The 17,379-nt window shown below is 45.4% G+C and carries 9 protein-coding genes; 8 read left to right on the top strand and 1 reads right to left on the bottom strand.

Going from position 1 to position 17,379, the window contains the following annotated elements:
* Positions 1 to 23 precede the first annotated feature (23 nt).
* The 7 genes from B4A24_RS09935 to B4A24_RS09905 all read left to right on the top strand — a co-directional run bounded on the left by B4A24_RS09935 (position 24) and on the right by B4A24_RS09905 (position 13,646).
* Positions 24 to 2,300 (top strand): GH92 family glycosyl hydrolase, encoded by a 2,277-nt coding sequence (locus B4A24_RS09935; protein ID WP_293944629.1) that lies wholly within the window; start codon positions 24 to 26, stop codon positions 2,298 to 2,300.
* 86 nt (positions 2,301 to 2,386) lie between these two features.
* On the top strand, positions 2,387 to 4,114 hold the full coding sequence (locus tag B4A24_RS09930) for a RagB/SusD family nutrient uptake outer membrane protein (protein ID WP_293944628.1): 1,728 nt from the start codon (positions 2,387 to 2,389) through the stop codon (positions 4,112 to 4,114).
* A 12-nt stretch (positions 4,115 to 4,126) separates the two neighbouring features.
* Positions 4,127 to 4,579, top strand: a complete 453-nt coding sequence (locus B4A24_RS09925; RefSeq protein WP_293944627.1) for a DUF5004 domain-containing protein — start codon at positions 4,127 to 4,129, stop codon at positions 4,577 to 4,579.
* Entirely contained in the window at positions 4,576 to 5,565 is a 990-nt protein-coding gene (locus B4A24_RS09920) for a DUF4961 domain-containing protein (protein ID WP_293944626.1), read from the top strand. Before B4A24_RS09925 ends, B4A24_RS09920 begins: the two co-directional genes overlap by 4 nt.
* A gap of 26 nt (positions 5,566 to 5,591) precedes the next feature.
* Positions 5,592 to 8,699 carry a SusC/RagA family TonB-linked outer membrane protein gene (locus tag B4A24_RS09915; protein WP_293944625.1) on the top strand — a complete coding sequence of 1,036 codons (3,108 nt, stop codon included), beginning with the start codon at positions 5,592 to 5,594 and terminating at the stop codon, positions 8,697 to 8,699.
* Between the two features lie 148 nt (positions 8,700 to 8,847).
* Complete coding sequence (locus B4A24_RS09910; RefSeq protein ID WP_293944624.1) at positions 8,848 to 10,530, top strand: RagB/SusD family nutrient uptake outer membrane protein; 1,683 nt, start codon at positions 8,848 to 8,850, stop codon at positions 10,528 to 10,530.
* A 71-nt stretch (positions 10,531 to 10,601) separates the two neighbouring features.
* Positions 10,602 to 13,646, top strand: coding sequence for a SusC/RagA family TonB-linked outer membrane protein (locus B4A24_RS09905; protein ID WP_293944623.1), 3,045 nt, complete (start codon positions 10,602 to 10,604; stop codon positions 13,644 to 13,646).
* A gap of 141 nt (positions 13,647 to 13,787) precedes the next feature.
* Here the strand turns inward: B4A24_RS09905 and B4A24_RS09900 are convergent, their stop codons facing one another.
* Complete coding sequence (locus B4A24_RS09900) at positions 13,788 to 16,385, bottom strand: family 78 glycoside hydrolase catalytic domain (protein ID WP_293944621.1); 2,598 nt, start codon at positions 16,383 to 16,385, stop codon at positions 13,788 to 13,790.
* Between the two features lie 338 nt (positions 16,386 to 16,723).
* Between B4A24_RS09900 and B4A24_RS09895 the strand changes: the two genes are divergently transcribed.
* On the top strand, positions 16,724 to 17,248 hold the full coding sequence (locus B4A24_RS09895) for a hypothetical protein (RefSeq protein WP_293944620.1): 525 nt from the start codon (positions 16,724 to 16,726) through the stop codon (positions 17,246 to 17,248).
* Positions 17,249 to 17,379: the final 131 nt, after the last annotated feature.

Below are 17,379 nucleotides of genomic sequence, written 5' to 3'. Positions count from 1 at the left end.
TACAAATTTAAATAGCTGTAATTATGAAACGAAGATTATGTATTTATCTGACCACGCTTTATGCGATGTTAAGTCAGGTGTATGCGCAGCAGGTAGACCTGGTAAAGTATGTGAATACCCTCCAAGGAACGGATTCTGAATGGAGCCTGTCCTATGGAAATACTTACCCTACGGTAGGATTGCCTTTTGCGGTGCATTTCTTTTCAGCTCAAACGGGGAAAAATGGGGATGGCTGGAAATATCAATACAAAGCAAACAGCATACGGGGGTTTCAGCAGGTTCACCAATGCAGTCCCTGGATGGGCGATTATATGGTTTTTTCTTTGATGCCGGGCCTTGGAAAACTGGAGGTCAATGAGGAGCGCCGGGCGCTCTCTTTTAAGCATGAAAATGAGATCGCCAAGCCACATTATTATGCGGTTAATTTTGATAATGGTATCAAGGCAGAATTGAGTCCAGTGGAAAGAGGGGCGCATATGCGCTTTAGCTTCCCGAAAAAGGAAAAAGCTTTCTTGTTATTGGATGGTTTTTTGGGCGATAGCGAGATTAAGATTATACCCGAAGAACGCAAGATTGTCGGGTATGTACATAATGGTCGTTTTGTGCCCGAGCATATGAAAAATTATTTTGTGCTGACTTTCGATCAGGACTTTAAAGCTTACGGCACTTGGGAAAATGTGAAGGGCACCATCCAGGTTGGGCAGCAATATGATGCGGGGAAAGGTAAAGGTGGGTATCTGGAATTTCGCCCTGGGGCCAAAGTGGAGGTAAAGATTGCTTCATCCTATATTAGTCCGCAGCAGGCAGATCTTAATTTTAAACGCGAACTGGGTGGACACAATACTTTTGAGGTAAGTAAAAAGAAAGCTTTTGATACCTGGAATGCATTGCTGAATCGCGTACGCGTAGAAGGGGGGACGGAAGCGGAGATGGCAACATTTTATTCCTGCATGTTCAGGGCCAATTTATTTTCACGGAAGTTCTATGAAATGGATCCGGAGGGTAACCCCTATTATTTCAGCCCTTACGATGGGAAGATTCATAAGGGATACATGTTTACGGATAATGGTTTTTGGGATACCTTTCGTGGGCAATTTCCTTTGAGCAATCTCTTGCATCCGGGCATGCAGGGTCGTTATATGCAGTCCTTGTTGGATGCGCAAAAGCAGGCCGGATTTTTTCCGACCTGGTCCAATCCGGGGATGTCGGGCGTGATGATCGGCAATCATGCTATCTCGCTATTGGCAGATGCCTGGGTGAAAGGGATCCGAACCTTCGATGCTGATAGTGCTTTGGCGGCCTATTACCATGAAGCGACCAATAAGGGAATGTGGGGTGGATCAAATGGGCGAGAAGGGTGGAAGGCGTATTTTACCAAAGGGTATGTCCCTTATGGCGATATTCACGAAAGTACGGCAAAGACGTTGGAATATGCCTATGATGACTTCTGCGCTTATCAGCTGGCAAAGGCTACGGGCAATATATTCTATGAAAATATTTTTGCCCGCCAGATGTATAACTACAAGAACGTATTTGATCCTAAGGTAAACTTTATGCGCGGCCGGCTAGATAATGGGCAATGGCGCGAACCCTTTGACCCTGTCGAGTGGGGTGGCCCTTTTACCGAAGCGAATGCCTGGCAATATAGCTGGTCGGTGATGCACGACGTGAACGGATTGATCAACCTGATTGGTGGAGTGGATAAGTTTAATGCAAAACTGGATACGTTCTTTACCATGGAACAGCGCGTCAACTATGGTAGCTATAAACAGGAAATCCATGAAATGCGCGAAATGTTGTTGTCAAAAATGGGGCAATATGCGCATGGCAATCAGCCTACGCAGCACGTTCCGTATTTGTATAATTTTAGTGGCCAACCCTGGAAAGCGCAAAAATATACCCGTATGGTGACATCAGGTCTATACAATGCGACCGAAAAGGGCTATCCGGGAGACGAAGATCAAGGGCAGATGTCTTCCTGGTATGTCTTGAGCGCCATGGGGATCTACAGTGTCTGTCCCGGAACGGATGAATACGTTTTTGGAAGTCCGGTATTCGAAAAAGTGACGATTAGTCTCGATAATGGAAAAACATTTATCATTAAGGCGGACAATAATAGTCCGCAGCATGTCTACATCCAATCAGCAGCGCTCAATGGAGCAGCCTACGACAAAAATTTTATTCAATATGAAGATCTGCTAAAAGGAGGGGAGCTTCATTTTGTTATGGGTGATAAGCCCAATTATAAAAGAGGAGTTTCGACGGATTCAAGACCATTTTCCCTGAGTTCGATCGATTAGATTATTTGAAAAATTCGAGGCCAGTGAGCTAGGCTCGCTGGCACAATGATATCATAACCAATTATTTTACTGTTTTACAAAAAATTATGAACAAAAGCCAATTGACATTTTGCGCACTGGCCTTCCTGGCCTGTACGGCTTGTAGTAAACAGGGATTTTTAGATCAGACGCAATCATCAGACCTGAATGAAGAGGTCGTCTTTTCGGATAGTACCTATACCATCAACTTCCTGTCGGGAATATATGGTGATATCGGGTTTGCGACTTGGCCCAAGCGCTTTGGTGGGGGCGGACTTGATGCCAGCACAGACGAAGCAGAAGGCGCTGGACTGGGCAGCATCAATACCTTTATCCAGTTTGCAACAGGTACCGTCAACTCCAATATTATCACCAATGATGCTTGGGCAAAACCCTATACCAATATTCGTAGGGCAAATATTATGCTTAAAAACCTGCATAGGGCACGCTTTGGTACGAATATTAAGGTGCGGGTGAAGGCAGAAACCCGGTTTTTAAGGGCCTATTATTACTTTATCTTGCTGGAACATTATGGTGGCGTGCCGCTGATGGGAGACAGTGTTTACACGGCCAGTGATGCGATCCCTGCCAAGCGGAATACGTTCGACGAGTGTGTGCGCTACATAGCAGCTGAATGCGATGCTGCCGCGCAGGATCTCCCTTGGGAACATGCAGGCGAAGACTATGGACGGATCAACAAAGCGGCCTGTTACGGACTGAAGTCCCGGCTGCTACTATATGCTGCAAGCCCGCTGTTCAATGGTAGCCCGGTGACAACAGAAGGAACTTTGAAGGACGTCGTTGCCTATCCCGCTTTGGATGAAACGCGCTGGCAGCTGGCCGAAGCGGCAGCAGCGGAGGTCATTGAATCGGGTCATTACAGTTTGTATGTCAACAATGATCCTGAACCGGGATTTGGCTTCTATCAGCTGTTTCAACTGCGGAAAAACTCAGAATATATCCTCGCCAGAATGCAAGATTCCAACCGGGATCTTGAAGGTATCTGGAATCCGCCAACTTTTGGCGTAAGCAACCCCGGAGCTTATCCTTATCTGGAAACGGTGGATGCTTTTGGGATGCGTAATGGTTTGCCTATTAGCGATCCGAATGCTGGATACGACCCGAAATCTCCCTATAAAAACCGGGATCCCCGCTTGGCGAATACCGTGACCCGGGATCAGTCTTTGGTCTTCCACCGGGATGGATTGGCCCGGAGACCAGTCAATATCTATATCGATAAGACCAATCCAAATAACGTGACTTCGGGACAGGATGCGATCTACCGGGGCACGCCTACAGGATATTATACCTATAAAATGGTCAATCGGGATGTAGCGGCGGATTGGTTTAATACCTATACGCCACGCTGTCTGCCAATCATCCGATATGCCGAAATCTTGTTGAACTATGCTGAAGCACGCAACGAATCGCTCGGGATCCCGGATCAGAAGGTCTATGCGGCGGTGGAGGCAATCCGAGAAAGGGCAGGATTGGATCCTTTTGTATTGCCTACTGGCTTAAACAAACAAGCTATGCGCGAGATTATCCGGAATGAGCGACAAAAAGAACTGGCCTTTGAAGGACACCGTTTTTTTGATGTACGCCGTTGGAAGCTGGCTGAATCATTGGAAAATAAACAGCTGCATGGCACAGAACCTGTCCGTACGGCATCGGGAACAACCTACAATACCATCAATGTACGAAAACGTGTCTTTGACAAACGTATGTACCTCTGGCCTATCCCGCAATCTGAAGTAGCGAAGTCCTTAGACTTGATTCAAAATCCAGGTTATTAAAAAATTAAACGGATGAAAATATACAAGATACTCTCATGGCCCTTGATGCTGGTCCTATGTTGGGGAATAAACTCCTGTAAGGATGAGCTGGGCAATATCCCCACTGAGGAGGCGGAAAAAGATATTACCGGAAACTGGAAAGTAACACAGCTGACCCGGAATGGAGAAAACCTGAGTAAGCGGTTGAAATTGGAAAACTTTAAGATCGATTTCAATGCCGACGGCACCTATTCCATTGCTGATGATCTTCCTTTTGTGGTCAGCGGATCGGGAAGATACCGTCTGGATGATCCACAATATCCCTTTAGTGTTGTGCTTAGTCCAACGGAGGGCAAAGAAGAGGTGGTCCTCAAATTCCAATTCCCTGTGGTCAATGGCAAACGCCAGCTCAGTTTAGTCATGAGCCTTGGTTGCAGCAGCAACACCTATCAATATGATTGCGAACGTTTAAACGGGGGAATATGAAAAAGAACACACATTATTCGACATATATCTACTGGGCAATGGGTCTCTTTTTGGCTATATTCTTAGCTCAATGTGGCCTTAAAGCCATCTCAGTAGTTGTACCAAAATCTGCAAAGGCAAATCAGCGGGTGACTTTTACGATGCATTGCGGAGCCGAGCCCCGTATCCAGGGGGGAGGTAGTTATAGCACCCAGCTGGTCGCGGGTATCATGGTGCCCAAGGGATGGAATGCACGCAAAAACCTAACCATGTCCTTTACCAGTCCAAAAGGAAATGGCACCATGCGTATTATTCCGGACAGTGAACTGGAACCTGTATCTGGGTTGAGCTGGCATCAGGCCGCCAAGAAGATGTTCGGGATCGGCCCCAATTTGGTGGACGATATGGAATGGATTGTTTTTAGGAGTACGCAGGCCTATTCCTTTGTCAATAACGAAGATATTGATTTTACGGTGAAGGCGGAATGTAACGTTGGCGCCGAAAATATGTTGGTGTCTTTGGGATTCTATATCGGTTCTTCAATCGAAAATCTGCGTCCAGAGGATACAGATTATAAAAAGTTTACGTTCTCAAATGCTTTCGAGGTAACCGATGGTGAGGGCGATCTTATCGATTTTATCAACCCACAGTTGGGTACGGTACAACCGGTCAAAAGTCTGGACAATGATATCATTACGTTGACTTTCGATGGCGGGGTTACCAATACGGTTCTGGATCATGAGTCTGCTGTCTACCTACATGTCAGGGCAATGGATGAATCAGGAAAGCTAATTGCCGAAATCAAGAAACAGACAGCAGATACCAAACTGACGGACATCGGTGGTAAAAAATACCTTATCGACATCTGGCCACGTGGATTTTTTAAGGTCGATAAAGATAGGCACATCGCCCGTCTGGAATACTTCTATACAGACATTACGGGAACTAAAAGTGTCGGCTATGGCAATACGGATGAGCCTTTTAAATATACCTTCCGCTGTGAGTGATTGCTAACCTTATAAACGAATGACAAATGTTTAACCATTATATAAAATTAAGTGTTGTCGGTGTACTGTTGGTGATTGCCGACAAGCAGACCGCACAGGCTAGCTGGTATCCACGGCTCCGTGAGACAGTCTCAGGGAATGAGGAGCGGGCGATAGGGAAATTTCCGAAAATTGTGGATGAATATGGTAAGCCAATTTCAGGTGCTAAGGTCTATGATGCCGGGCAGCAGCTTATCGGTGAGACCGATGAAAATGGAGATTTCTCCCTGGCAGGCCATGTTACGCATGAAGTCTTATGGGTGGAATATCCAGGATATTATAGAAAGCGGATAAAGGGAGGTGCCGAAAAACTAGCGTCTCTGGTGCCTACCGTACTTCAAAGTGCAGACTCCTTGCGTATAGGCTATGAAAAAAAGAAAAGTTCGGAGCTCTTGGGAGCCGTTTCGGTAGTCTATAACAGTCAGATCAAAGATGTGCCAACACCTTTGTATTTGAACGCGCTAACTGGTCGTATGCCGGGGCTGTTTACGCAGGAAGTCAGCGGGTTTCGATCACCGAGCATGACCGCAATTACCTCAAATGATCTGGCAGGATCCCTCCCTTCGGATGCCGTGAAATATCGTTCCAGTATCGGTGACAATACCGAAATTGGCTTTAACCTAAGGGGACAAAGTCCGGTGACTTTAATCGACGGTGTACAGCGGGATATCTATTCCATAGATCCCGAAAACATCGAATCGGTGACCGTCGTCAAAGATGCGCTGTCCAGTATTTTATTGGGACAACGGAGTTCTAGGGGGATATTGCAGGTAACGACGAAAAAAGGACAGGCAGGACCACCAAGGATCAGCTTTACAGCACAAACAGGTATCCAGCAATCGTTGAAAATGCCGCAGCCCTTGAACGCCTATCAGTATGCCTATCTCTACAACGAAGCACTACTCAATGCAGGGCGACAACCCGTGTATAGTTCGGACGATTTTAAGGCCTTTAGGGATGGAACCAATTCCTTGTTCTTCCCGGATGTCAACTGGTATGATGCTGTTGTACGGGACAATAACCCGACCACCAAATATAACCTTGGTGTGAAGGGCGGAATCAAAAATGCACGTTATGCCCTTTCGCTAAGCTACCTGAACCAATATGGTCTATTTAAATCGGATGATAAATTTGACTACGAGACCAACGTACAGAATAAACGTTATCTCATCAATAGTGCAATTGATGTGGATGTAACTGATGACTTAACGATTGGACTACAGTTTTTTGGAAAAATCCAGGATGGCAGACAGCCGGGGGCAAAAACAGGAACGATCTTATCGACCTTGTACAATACACCGAACAACGCGTATCCAATTTTTAACCCCGACCAATCTTATGGTGGCTCCTCGGTGTATCGGAGCAATTTGTACCAGCTTACTACGGGATCGGGCTATCTTTTGGACAATACGAGGGACCTGCTGGCTAATCTGGATTTTAATTACAAGCTTGACAAATTTGTTCCTGGACTGTACGCAAAGGGTAAGCTAAATGTTTCATCAACTTCGTCGAGCCTTATCGACCGAAATCGCCAACAGCCGGTGTATGACTTAAGCTATAACGAGCAGAAAGAACTCGTGTATGTACGTTATGGAACGATAGCGGATCAGCCTAATTCATTTGCGACTACTTCTACAGCAAATTTTTTCTATTTCCAGGGAGCGCTGGGGTATGACAAGCAGGTGGGTGAGAAACATCGTGTCGGAGCCAAACTGTTTATGGACAGACAAACGGCCAATTATCAGTTTGACTTACCTGCCATCTATACCAACTTTGCAGCGACAGCAAACTATTCCTATCAGGATAAATATTTTGCTGAAGTAGCCTTAAACTATTCAGGATTCAACCGTTTTATGCCGGGAAACCAATATGGCCTGTTTTATGCTTTTGGCTTGGGCTGGGATATGTTGCAGGAAGACTTTCTGAAGGAAAAAACGGATTGGCTTTCTCAACTGAAATGGCGCGCTACATTTGGGCGGACGGGAAATACCAACGAGGCCGCCCTAGGCTATTACAGCTGGCGAGCTTCTTATGGACAGGACGGAGCGAACGGCTATGACTTCGGCTCAGAATATGCTTATACCAATAGCTTGATCGAAAAAGGGCTAGCCAACATTGAGGGAACCTGGGAAAAGGGAAATAAATTTAACATCGGTTTGGATGCCGCATTCTGGCGTTCAACACTGAAATTGACCGCCGACTATTTTAGAGATACTTATTTTGACCTATTGCAACAGCGCGGATCGACCATTGACTTGATCGGTATTGGATATCCGAATGAAAATATTGGTAAAAACCGTTATGAAGGGCAGGAAATCAGTTTGACCTATCAAAATAATTTGGGTGAGTTTAACTATTTCATTACCGCTAATGCCTCACGTATGAAGACCCAAGTGCTGTATATGAACGAGGTCTTTCAGCAATATAATTGGAACAGGCGTACGGGAATGCCCGTAGGCCAGACATTTGGTTACCGGGCCGATGGACTAATCCAGACGCAGGAAGAAGCCGATAATGCACCATTGCTATCGGGAAATAAGGTGTATCCTGGTGATGTCAAACTGGTGGACCTGAATGGAGACGGTATCATCAACCAGTACGATCAAACGGCCATTGGTAATACAAAGCCGCTCGTATATTTTGGTACTACCGTGGGATTCAATGTTGCGGGGTTTGATTTCAGCGTATTGCTTCAAGGGGTATTAAACCGTAGTTACCAACAGACGGATTATTCCTTTGGAAATACTGGCGACGGACAGGGATTTGATTACATGCTGGGACGTTGGACACCGGAGACCGGTACTGCTGCAACTTATCCAAGGTTGACGCTGGGACCCGATCCGACCAATACACAAAATATTTCGAGTTACTGGACCCGTTCGGGGGAATATCTTCGGGTTAGGAACCTTGATGTCGGCTATACATTGCCCTTCAATTGGACAAAGCGGGCGAAGTTATCCTCGGTACGCATTTTTGCAAACGCGCAAAACCTGTTCACTTTTACCCCCTATGGACGTCTGGATCCTGAAATCTCATCAGGTACAGCTTATCCAGCACAGCGGATCATAAGCTTTGGTGTAAACGTCAAATTATAAACCTTAGAAATCGACAATGATGAAATACCCCTATTCAAAACACATACATGCTGAGGAGCACGAAGTATCATGCAGATCGTCTGAAATGAAACTTGTGTCCAAAGTGGACCGGGGCTTCCGGATGCCCTTTAAATTACAAATCATTTGTATGAAGTATGATCAGCTAAAATGGATGCTCGTAGTCGGAGTTGCGATCGGGATCTTCTCCTGTAAAAGCGACCTAGAGGAAGAGCCTATCGAGCTGCAGACACTGGACCAGGTGTTTGACCGCCGGGATTCGGCCGGCGTAAATGCAAACCGGTTTCTGACCGATTGCTACCGTTATCTGCCCAGCCTGGGAAATCGGGTCGGTGGAGATTTTCTGGACGCAGCTACGGATGATGCTGTTTCCTCCAATCCGACTAACACATCGGTACAACAGTTGGCAACAGGTTCATATACTTCGGATAATTATCAGGATAACCTTTGGGCATCTTGGTATCAGGGGATTCGAAAGACCAGCATTTTTATCCAAAATATTGATCGGGTACCGGTAAAGGGAAAACTGGAGAATGGTACACCCATGCCGCGTGTATGGAAAGCCGAAGCAAAATTTATGCGTGCCTTATTTTATTTTGAATTGGTCAAGCGGTACGGCGGGGTGCCGTTGATGGGCGATAAGGTATACCAGCTGAATGACGATATTGAGCTGCCACGGGCAAGCTTCGAAGAATGTGTCAACTATATTGTGGGGGAATGTGACGCAATAAAAGACAGTCTACGTACCGATCCATTTAATCTGGCTTTTTATGGAAGGCCTACGAAGGCGGCGGCCATGGCGCTAAAATCCCGTGTGCTCCTATATGCTGCCAGTCCATTGTTCAACGGTGGAAATAGCAATGGACAGAATGTTCTTACGGGGTATACGGCATTTTCCGCTGGGCGATGGCAGTCTGCCGAAAATGCGGCCAAAGACTTGATGGACCTAAACCTGTTTAAGCTTGAACCTCAGTTTAAAGATGTCTTTATCACACGCAACAATGAACGGATCTTTGCGAAGCAAGGCGGCAATAATACCAGTTTTGAAAATAACAATGGCCCCGTGGGCTATGCCAATGGGGTGAACAATGGGCGCACTAGTCCGACCCAGGAACTTGTAGACGCCTTTGGGATGAGTAACGGTTTGAAAATTACAGACGAAAATTCAGGTTATGATCCAAACGATCCTTACACAGGGCGCGACAGCCGCTTTTACGCAACTGTTTTTTATAATGGCGCACCTTGGTTAAATCGGCCTGTACAAACCTTTGAGGGGGGATCCGATAAACCAGGTGGATCCAAGCAACAGACAAAAACGGGCTATTACCTCCGCAAGTTTATGGGGAACTTTGAATCCCTTACAAATTATAGTAATGTAAACCATGACTTTATCCTGTTCCGTTATGCTGAAATATTGTTGAATTATGCTGAAGCACGAAATGAACGTCTGGACAGACCTGATGTCAATGTCTATCGTGCTGTTGAACAAATACGACAACGGGCAGGACTAACTCCCTATCAGCTTCCCGAAGGATTGACCAAAGCAGAAATGCGGGAGCTGATCTACCTCGAACGGAGAAAGGAACTGGCCTTTGAGGAGCATCGCTTTTATGATGTGCGAAGGTGGAAAATAGCCGAAGAGGAGTTTAATAAGGAGCTTCACGCCACAGTCATTTATCAAACGGGAACTGGGGCGATCAGGCAGTCACTTCCTATTCTGAAAATGACATTTGATACGAAGATGTATTTGGCTCCCATTCCATTTTCGGAAGTGATCAAAAATCCAAAAATGGTACAGAACCCCGGCTGGTAATTGGCTTATTTACGTAAGCCGAAGAAGGCTGCGCGAATGGTTTTAATCATGAATAAATTAAATATAAGCGGATGAAAAAGAGCATATATCTGTTAACAATAATGGTTTTGACGCCATTTATACTATTGGCGCAATCCATTGTGAATGGTATTGTCAAAAATAGTTCGGGTCCCTTGGTGGGTGTATCGGTGCAGGAGAAAGGAGGGGGAGCCACACAAACAGATCAAAATGGACGGTTTAAATTGGCCTTACGTGGTACTAAGGTCTTAGTATTTACAAGTGTGGGATATAATACCCAGCAACGAGACGTGAAGCAGGGTGAAAATATCGAAGTGATTATGCAATCAAGTAGCCAGGATATTGATGAGGTGGTGGTGGTGGGATTTGGTACGACGAAAAAGCTCACTAGCACGGGCGCAGTCAGTTCAATAAAGGGGGCAGATATCCGTCAGGTACCAACGTCGAGCGTACAGAATGCATTGGCTGGAAGATTGCCGGGATTTGTGTCGGTACAACGTTCTGGCCAACCCGGTAAGGATGCTTCGGATTTTTATATCCGTGGTGTCAGTTCGCTAAATCCAGAAGGAAACCAGCCGCTGATCATTGTCGATGATATTGAATATACCTATGAACAATTGTCGCAGATCAACGTCAACGAGATCGAAAGTATTTCGATCTTAAAGGATGCATCGACGACAGCAGTCTTTGGTATCAAGGGGGCAAATGGTGTATTGGTTGTCAAAACGCGACGCGGTGAATCGGGACGGCCAAAGATCAATGCGCGTGTCGAATCAGGTATGCAGAGCCCGGTTACAAAATTGAAGTTTTTGAATGCCTATGAAAGTGCGCTCTTATGGAATGAAGCGATAGCAAATACGGTAGGAGACAATTCCAATCAACCCTTTAGTGAAGCCGACTTGGCACATTTCCGTTCGGGGGACGATCCTTATGGCCATCCCGATATCAATTGGTATGATCGGATCTTTAAACCCTCGAGCCAACAGTATAATACGAATATTGATATCACTGGCGGTGGTGAAAGTATTAAATATTTTGTGTCGGGTGGTGCTTTCTCCCAAAATGGAAACCTCTACAATTTTGAAAATGAGGGCGACAAGGTTAACAATAATTATTATTATCGTCGTTTCAATTTACGGTCGAATCTGGATGTACAGGCGACAAAGACACTCAAATTGCGTTTGGATTTCCGGGCAAACTTCAATCGCATTAATTCGCCCAGGGCGGGAAATATTGTTGGTGAGGTGTTCAATTTTAATAAGATAAGACCCTGGTCAGCACCTTTTATCAATCCAAATGGTTCATTTACCTATGCCAGCGATACGCAGGAGTTGCTTCCGACCATCAATGCACGACTGGCAGCGGCTGGCTATAGCTTGGATCGGCGCAACGATATCAATATTTTATTTGGCGGGACTCAGGAACTCAATGCTTGGTTAAAGGGACTTTCTTTCTCGACTCGTGTAGCCTATGCCAGCGTCGAGTCAAACGGCCGTGAACAGGCCCGTGATGAAATCCCAGTCTATCGTTATGACCCAAGCTCGGGCAGTTATCTGCTGAAAGGTGGGGCACCTTATGTGCTGGGTAATTATACCCTGCGCGCGTATCAGGGGGATTATAACAGTCGGGTGAATGTTCAGGCCAACTTCAACTATGCGCGAACTTTTGGGGATCATGCGGTGACAGCACTCTTACTGTATAATCGGGAATCCTATAAAACAAAGGGCGATAAGAAAATCAACTGGATTCCACAGAATTTTGAGGGCTATACCTTTCGGGCAGGATACAACTTTAAAGAGAAGTTCTTGTTGGATGCGACGGCGGCATACAATGGGTCGGACCGTTTTCAGGCGGCACAGCGTTATGGTCTTTTTCCGGCGGTGTCAGCTGGTTATAATCTAGCTAAGGAATCGTTTTTCAAAGACGCCTTTAGCTTTGTGGAGCTCTTTAAATTGCGGGCTTCCTATGGAATCGTTGGTTCTGACAAGGTTGCCGGTGATCGTTACTTGTACCAACAAGTATACAATGAGGGTGGAAATTATTCGTTTGGTGAAACCCATCAGCCTTCACTGATTATCACGGAAGGAAATCTGGGAAATAATAATGTCACTTGGGAAAAACAGAAGTCATTTGATGTTGGGCTTGATGTCAATCTTTGGAAAAACAAATTTTCCATGACCATTGACTATTTTAATAATTTACGGTATGATCAGCTCGTTACTTCACAGTCGCTTTTCCAGCATATCGGTGTAGGGGTCTCACCATCAAATATTGCTAAGGTACGGAATAGGGGGGTGGAATTGGAACTGAATGTAAACAACAATATCGGTGCGTTTAATTATAATATCAAAGGGGTATTGACTTATTTCAAAAATAAGATCTTGTTTCAGGATGAACCGGCACCAGCTTATCCTTGGTTGCGGCTGACCGGGCAGCAGATCAATCAACCATTGGGCTATCTGTACGATGGTTTTTATACCGAAGAAAATATCGGTACAAGTCCCAAACCATCAGGAGGATATGAGGTGCAGCCTGGTGACCTGCGGTATAAGGACCTCAATAACGATGGTGTAATTGATGACTATGATCGAACGGTGATCGGTAAACCCAATATTCCGAATACCAGTTTTGGGCTTACCCTGGGGGGAAGTTACAAAGGGTTTAGTTTTAATGTGTTGCTGCAGGGAACTACTGGGTACAGTTTTAGCGTTCAGGGAAGCGGTATTGAGCCCTTCCAAAGCCAGTTTCAACCGATCCACCAAGAGCGCTGGACTGCGCAAACAGCGGCTACAGCTAAATTTCCACGCTTAACGACTAATCCGACAACGATTAATAGCCCATCAACCTATATGTCTGACTTCTGGCTTATTGATGCAACCTATTTACGTTTGAAGACAGTTGAACTGGGCTACCAGTTGCCCAATAAATGGTTACCATTTAAGATGAACAATGCGCGCTTATATCTGAGCGGATATAATCTGCTGACTTGGACGAATTATTCCTTATATCAGCAGGATCCTGAGGTGACCTCCAACAGTGCTGGAGATGCGTATCAGAATCAACGTGTCGTCAATCTGGGTATACAGATCGGGCTTTAACAGTAAGTGATCAGGTTTAAAAATAATAAGCTTACAGGTTTAAAAATAATAAGCGGGACCAAATAGTTTTGGTCCCGCTTATTATTTTGATGGCAATTTGGCGGATCCGGATTACCCGCTTATAATCTTTCAATAGTTGGATTATTGGTGGTAATTGATCGTGATATCCTTAATCTCGAATCCTTCTGGTGCCTTTACAGTCGCAGTACTTCCAACCGGAAGGGTAATATCTAGCTTTAATTTATGCTTTTTGATGGACCAATCTACTTTAACCTCGCCATAAGGAGTCTCAATGGCTGTTTTTGCCCAAGTAAGGCCTTTGGGAATCTGCGGATTAATTAGGATATGTTTATAGCCTGGTTGTTTTTCATCAACACGGATTCCACCGAGAGCTTGGTAAAACCAAGTTCCGATACCATTATAACAATTATGGATCCGGCTGCGCTCTCCACTCCAATATTCCCAGGTCGTGGACGCACCGTGGTCAAGCATAAAAAGGTAGCCGGGATAATCCCGCTGCTTGAGCATAGTATACATAAAGTCAACAGCATTGTTGTCCGTGGCCCATTGCGTGAGAATTGGTACGCCAACGAGCCCTACAGCGATATGGTTGTTGTATTTTTCGGCACTTTCTCTTAAGAGCTGTTGTTTTACTGTCGTATAGGAAGCTTTGGGCGTGATTCCGAGCAGCATGGGATAGCTCATGTCAAGTTGAGAGCCTGTAGCATATTGGTTTGTCTCTTCATTAAAAAATACCTGATGGATCAAAGTGTCCAATTTTCCTTTTCGTGTGGCAAAGTCCTGTGCTTCTTGTGGGAGCTGGAGGACTGTGGCTATTTTCTCCATCGTAGCCAAGCATTCGCTCACGACACAATTGCTGACTAGGTCGACCGAGCGAGCAGCTCCCGCATCTACGCCAGCTGGGGCAAGCCAGTCTCCTAAAAACCAATCGCGGTATTTGGTATCTGGCCAGCGTGTAAGGAGCCCTTCTCTGCTATAGCGCTCTACATAAGAGAGCCATTGTTTCATGGCAGAATAGTGGCGTTGGATCAACCGCGGATCTTGATAGTTGACATAAGTACGCCAGGACGCCATAATGAAAAAGCTGCACCAATAAGGCCCGCCGCCACCTGCACCAGGATTGGGTGCTACATGTGGTAGGCTGCCTCCCTCGCGCATGCTATCCGACCAGGCCTGTAGCCAGTTGACAAATAGTGGCGAACTTGCAAACATGGTTTGTAAGGTATTGGTGGATGAATTTCCGTCGCCACCATATCCGGCCCGTTCCAAATGTGGGCAGTCGACCATATATCCACTGAAAGAAAGACAACGCATGGTGTATTGGATCATCGTGTGGATGGCATTGAGGTCCGGATCCGAACAGATAAAAGAAGAGGTCTGGCGAAAGTCAGTATGGATTAAATGCGCTTTAACGTCTTTCTTTTTGGGGCTATGTCCGAGGTTGGAAATTTTGATGTATTGGAATGCATGGTGATTGAACTTGTTGCGAAAAGTTTCGCGATGAAGTCCCAATGCAATGTAGCTATCCTGTTGTCCCTGAGGTATAAAATTACCAGCAGTGTCCAAGGCATCGCTATAATCGAAAACAACGGTCTGATCTTTCTTTAAACCAGTCATCTCCAGTTCGAACCATCCATTTAGTGCTTTTCCGATATCAATCAGCCAACTGCTATCGCTGAGCTGTTTGATTGAGGTGGGCCGGTAGGTCGCTTGAATGCTATTGGGCTCGGTCATTTGTGGGCTAGCCTGTATATCGGGAAGTGCTATCGTGGATACTGGCGACCAGGAGCGATGGTCTAAGGCAATAGCGTCCATATCTGTTGGATTTAGGCTCGCATGGACACGCTCGCCTCCAAATTGCAGTGCCTGCCAGGGCCCTGTATCGGCATACCCAGTTACTGAACCTTGCCAGGAGGAGTCGGAGACAAATTTTGTTTGCCAGTGACCCCTGTTGCGAATGTCGAGCTGAGCCCGGACTAATGCGCCATCGAAAGCAACGTTAAAACCTGTGGTTTTCTTGTACCAGCCCGTGCCTAGCCAAAGTACTATGCTGTTTTCACCCTTACGAAGATAGCTGCTGATGTCATACGTATTGATCAATGAACGATTGTTCAAATGGGATACGGCAGGAGAAAGTACATCTGAGCCCACCTTTTTCCCATTGATATATACTTCATAGTATCCGAGCGAATTGATATGTAAAAAAGAGAGTGCCACGGCATCCAGATGAAAGTTTTTTCGGAGCAAAGGGCTCTGCACACCTTTTAATCCAATATACTCACCTTGCATAGGCTGATCCTTCAGAAGTCCAATTCCAAACCGTTGGATATCACTCCAGTCGGATTGCTCGCCTTGGTTGCTCCATATCCTCACTCGCCAATAGCAAAGGGATCGAGACGCAAGGGGCTTGCCTGCATAAGGCACCATGACGGATGCGTCGGAGGCTATCTTATTTGATTGCCAGAAATCTGCTTGATGATTTTCAAGTAAGGTTATGCTATCGGATGCAACTTGAATTTCGTAAAACTGTTGGCTCATTTCTCCTCCGTGGGACTTTATTTTCCAACTGAAATGGGGACTGGTATTATCCAATGCATTTGGATTGATCAGGTTCTCACATCGAAGATCGTATAACTTGATGTTTTTGGATTTGCCGTAACCAACAGAGGTCAATACACTAAGTAGGCATAACGATAATAGGGCAAACGAATTGGTCATTTGAGGTCTAGTATTTGGTTTCCATAAAGGTAGTGAGCAAAGTGAGTGTTTTTCAGTAGCGTAAATCTGTTGGTAAACTTTTTAAAACTTCTTGTTGGTTTATATTGTTGTTAGTTAGGGTTTTATAGGTGTTTTTGATTTTTGGTTTGGTAGATGTATGTATTCTTTTTTATGCTGAAAATAAAAACAAAATGCTGGATCTGTAAGGTTAGTTCTTGTTGAAAAGTTTGGCTAAAAATTGTTGTCCATCAATTTTTAGCTATCTTTATAAGAGTACTAAGCTATTGGATCTTACGATTTAAGAAAGGATATGTTTTGAACGCTCAACGATGTAAACAATGAAAAAGATCGAATTTATTCCACTTGTAGGAATTCATATTGAAGACTTGGGGCGAGTACCCTTCGGCATGGACCAAGCGCAGGTACAGGAATTTCTGGGTGCGCCATCAGACGCCCTTGACGGCCAGTATTATTATGATGAGCTCGAATTAAGGTTGGATTTCAATGACCTGGGGCAGCTTGAATTTATCGAAAGCATTAATGGCCCTTATCCCCAAAAGACCGAAGTCAGCATCTACGGGGTTAACCCCTTTCAGGTGGAAGCCGACGAACTGCTCCATATATTGAGTGAAAAAAACAGTGGACCTGTCGATGATGCTGAGGCGGCTTATTGTTATGCCTTTTTGAATAGCTCAGTCGGTGTTTGGCGACAAATGACTGTAGAGGATATCCAGGAGGATATTGAAGCGATAAAGGCTGAAGGGGAATACGAAGAGAATGTGGATATGCTGCTCGAAGACTTGGAGAAAGCGAAGTTTTTTTGGACAATCGGAATTGGTGTTGAAGGATATTATGCCGATTAATGGCATCGCTAGAATAGCAAAGACTCAAGGCTCTAACGGTCTATGGATTGGAGGAAATAGCCTAAGATCGATCGGTTTTTCCAGATCATGCGAGCAAACTGGTGAATACGGATGATCTGGATGTTTGCAAG

Source organism: Sphingobacterium sp. UBA7249, from assembly GCF_002472835.1.
GTDB classification, from domain to species: domain Bacteria; phylum Bacteroidota; class Bacteroidia; order Sphingobacteriales; family Sphingobacteriaceae; genus Sphingobacterium; species Sphingobacterium prati.
This window is presented reverse-complemented; position numbering and strand designations above follow the sequence as displayed.

What these genes read in the sequence shown, in the direction of transcription:
- B4A24_RS09935 (WP_293944629.1), top strand. Translation starts at nt 24, where the DNA reads ATGAAACGAAGATTATGTATTTATCTGACCACGCTTTATGCGATGTTA.
- B4A24_RS09930 (WP_293944628.1), top strand. Translation starts at nt 2,387, where the DNA reads ATGAACAAAAGCCAATTGACATTTTGCGCACTGGCCTTCCTGGCCTGT.
- B4A24_RS09925 (WP_293944627.1), top strand. Translation starts at nt 4,127, where the DNA reads ATGAAAATATACAAGATACTCTCATGGCCCTTGATGCTGGTCCTATGT.
- B4A24_RS09920 (WP_293944626.1), top strand. Translation starts at nt 4,576, where the DNA reads ATGAAAAAGAACACACATTATTCGACATATATCTACTGGGCAATGGGT.
- B4A24_RS09915 (WP_293944625.1), top strand. Translation starts at nt 5,592, where the DNA reads ATGTTTAACCATTATATAAAATTAAGTGTTGTCGGTGTACTGTTGGTG.
- B4A24_RS09910 (WP_293944624.1), top strand. Translation starts at nt 8,848, where the DNA reads ATGAAGTATGATCAGCTAAAATGGATGCTCGTAGTCGGAGTTGCGATC.
- B4A24_RS09905 (WP_293944623.1), top strand. Translation starts at nt 10,602, where the DNA reads ATGAAAAAGAGCATATATCTGTTAACAATAATGGTTTTGACGCCATTT.
- B4A24_RS09900 (WP_293944621.1), bottom strand. Translation starts at nt 16,385, where the DNA reads ATGACCAATTCGTTTGCCCTATTATCGTTATGCCTACTTAGTGTATTG.
- B4A24_RS09895 (WP_293944620.1), top strand. Translation starts at nt 16,724, where the DNA reads ATGAAAAAGATCGAATTTATTCCACTTGTAGGAATTCATATTGAAGAC.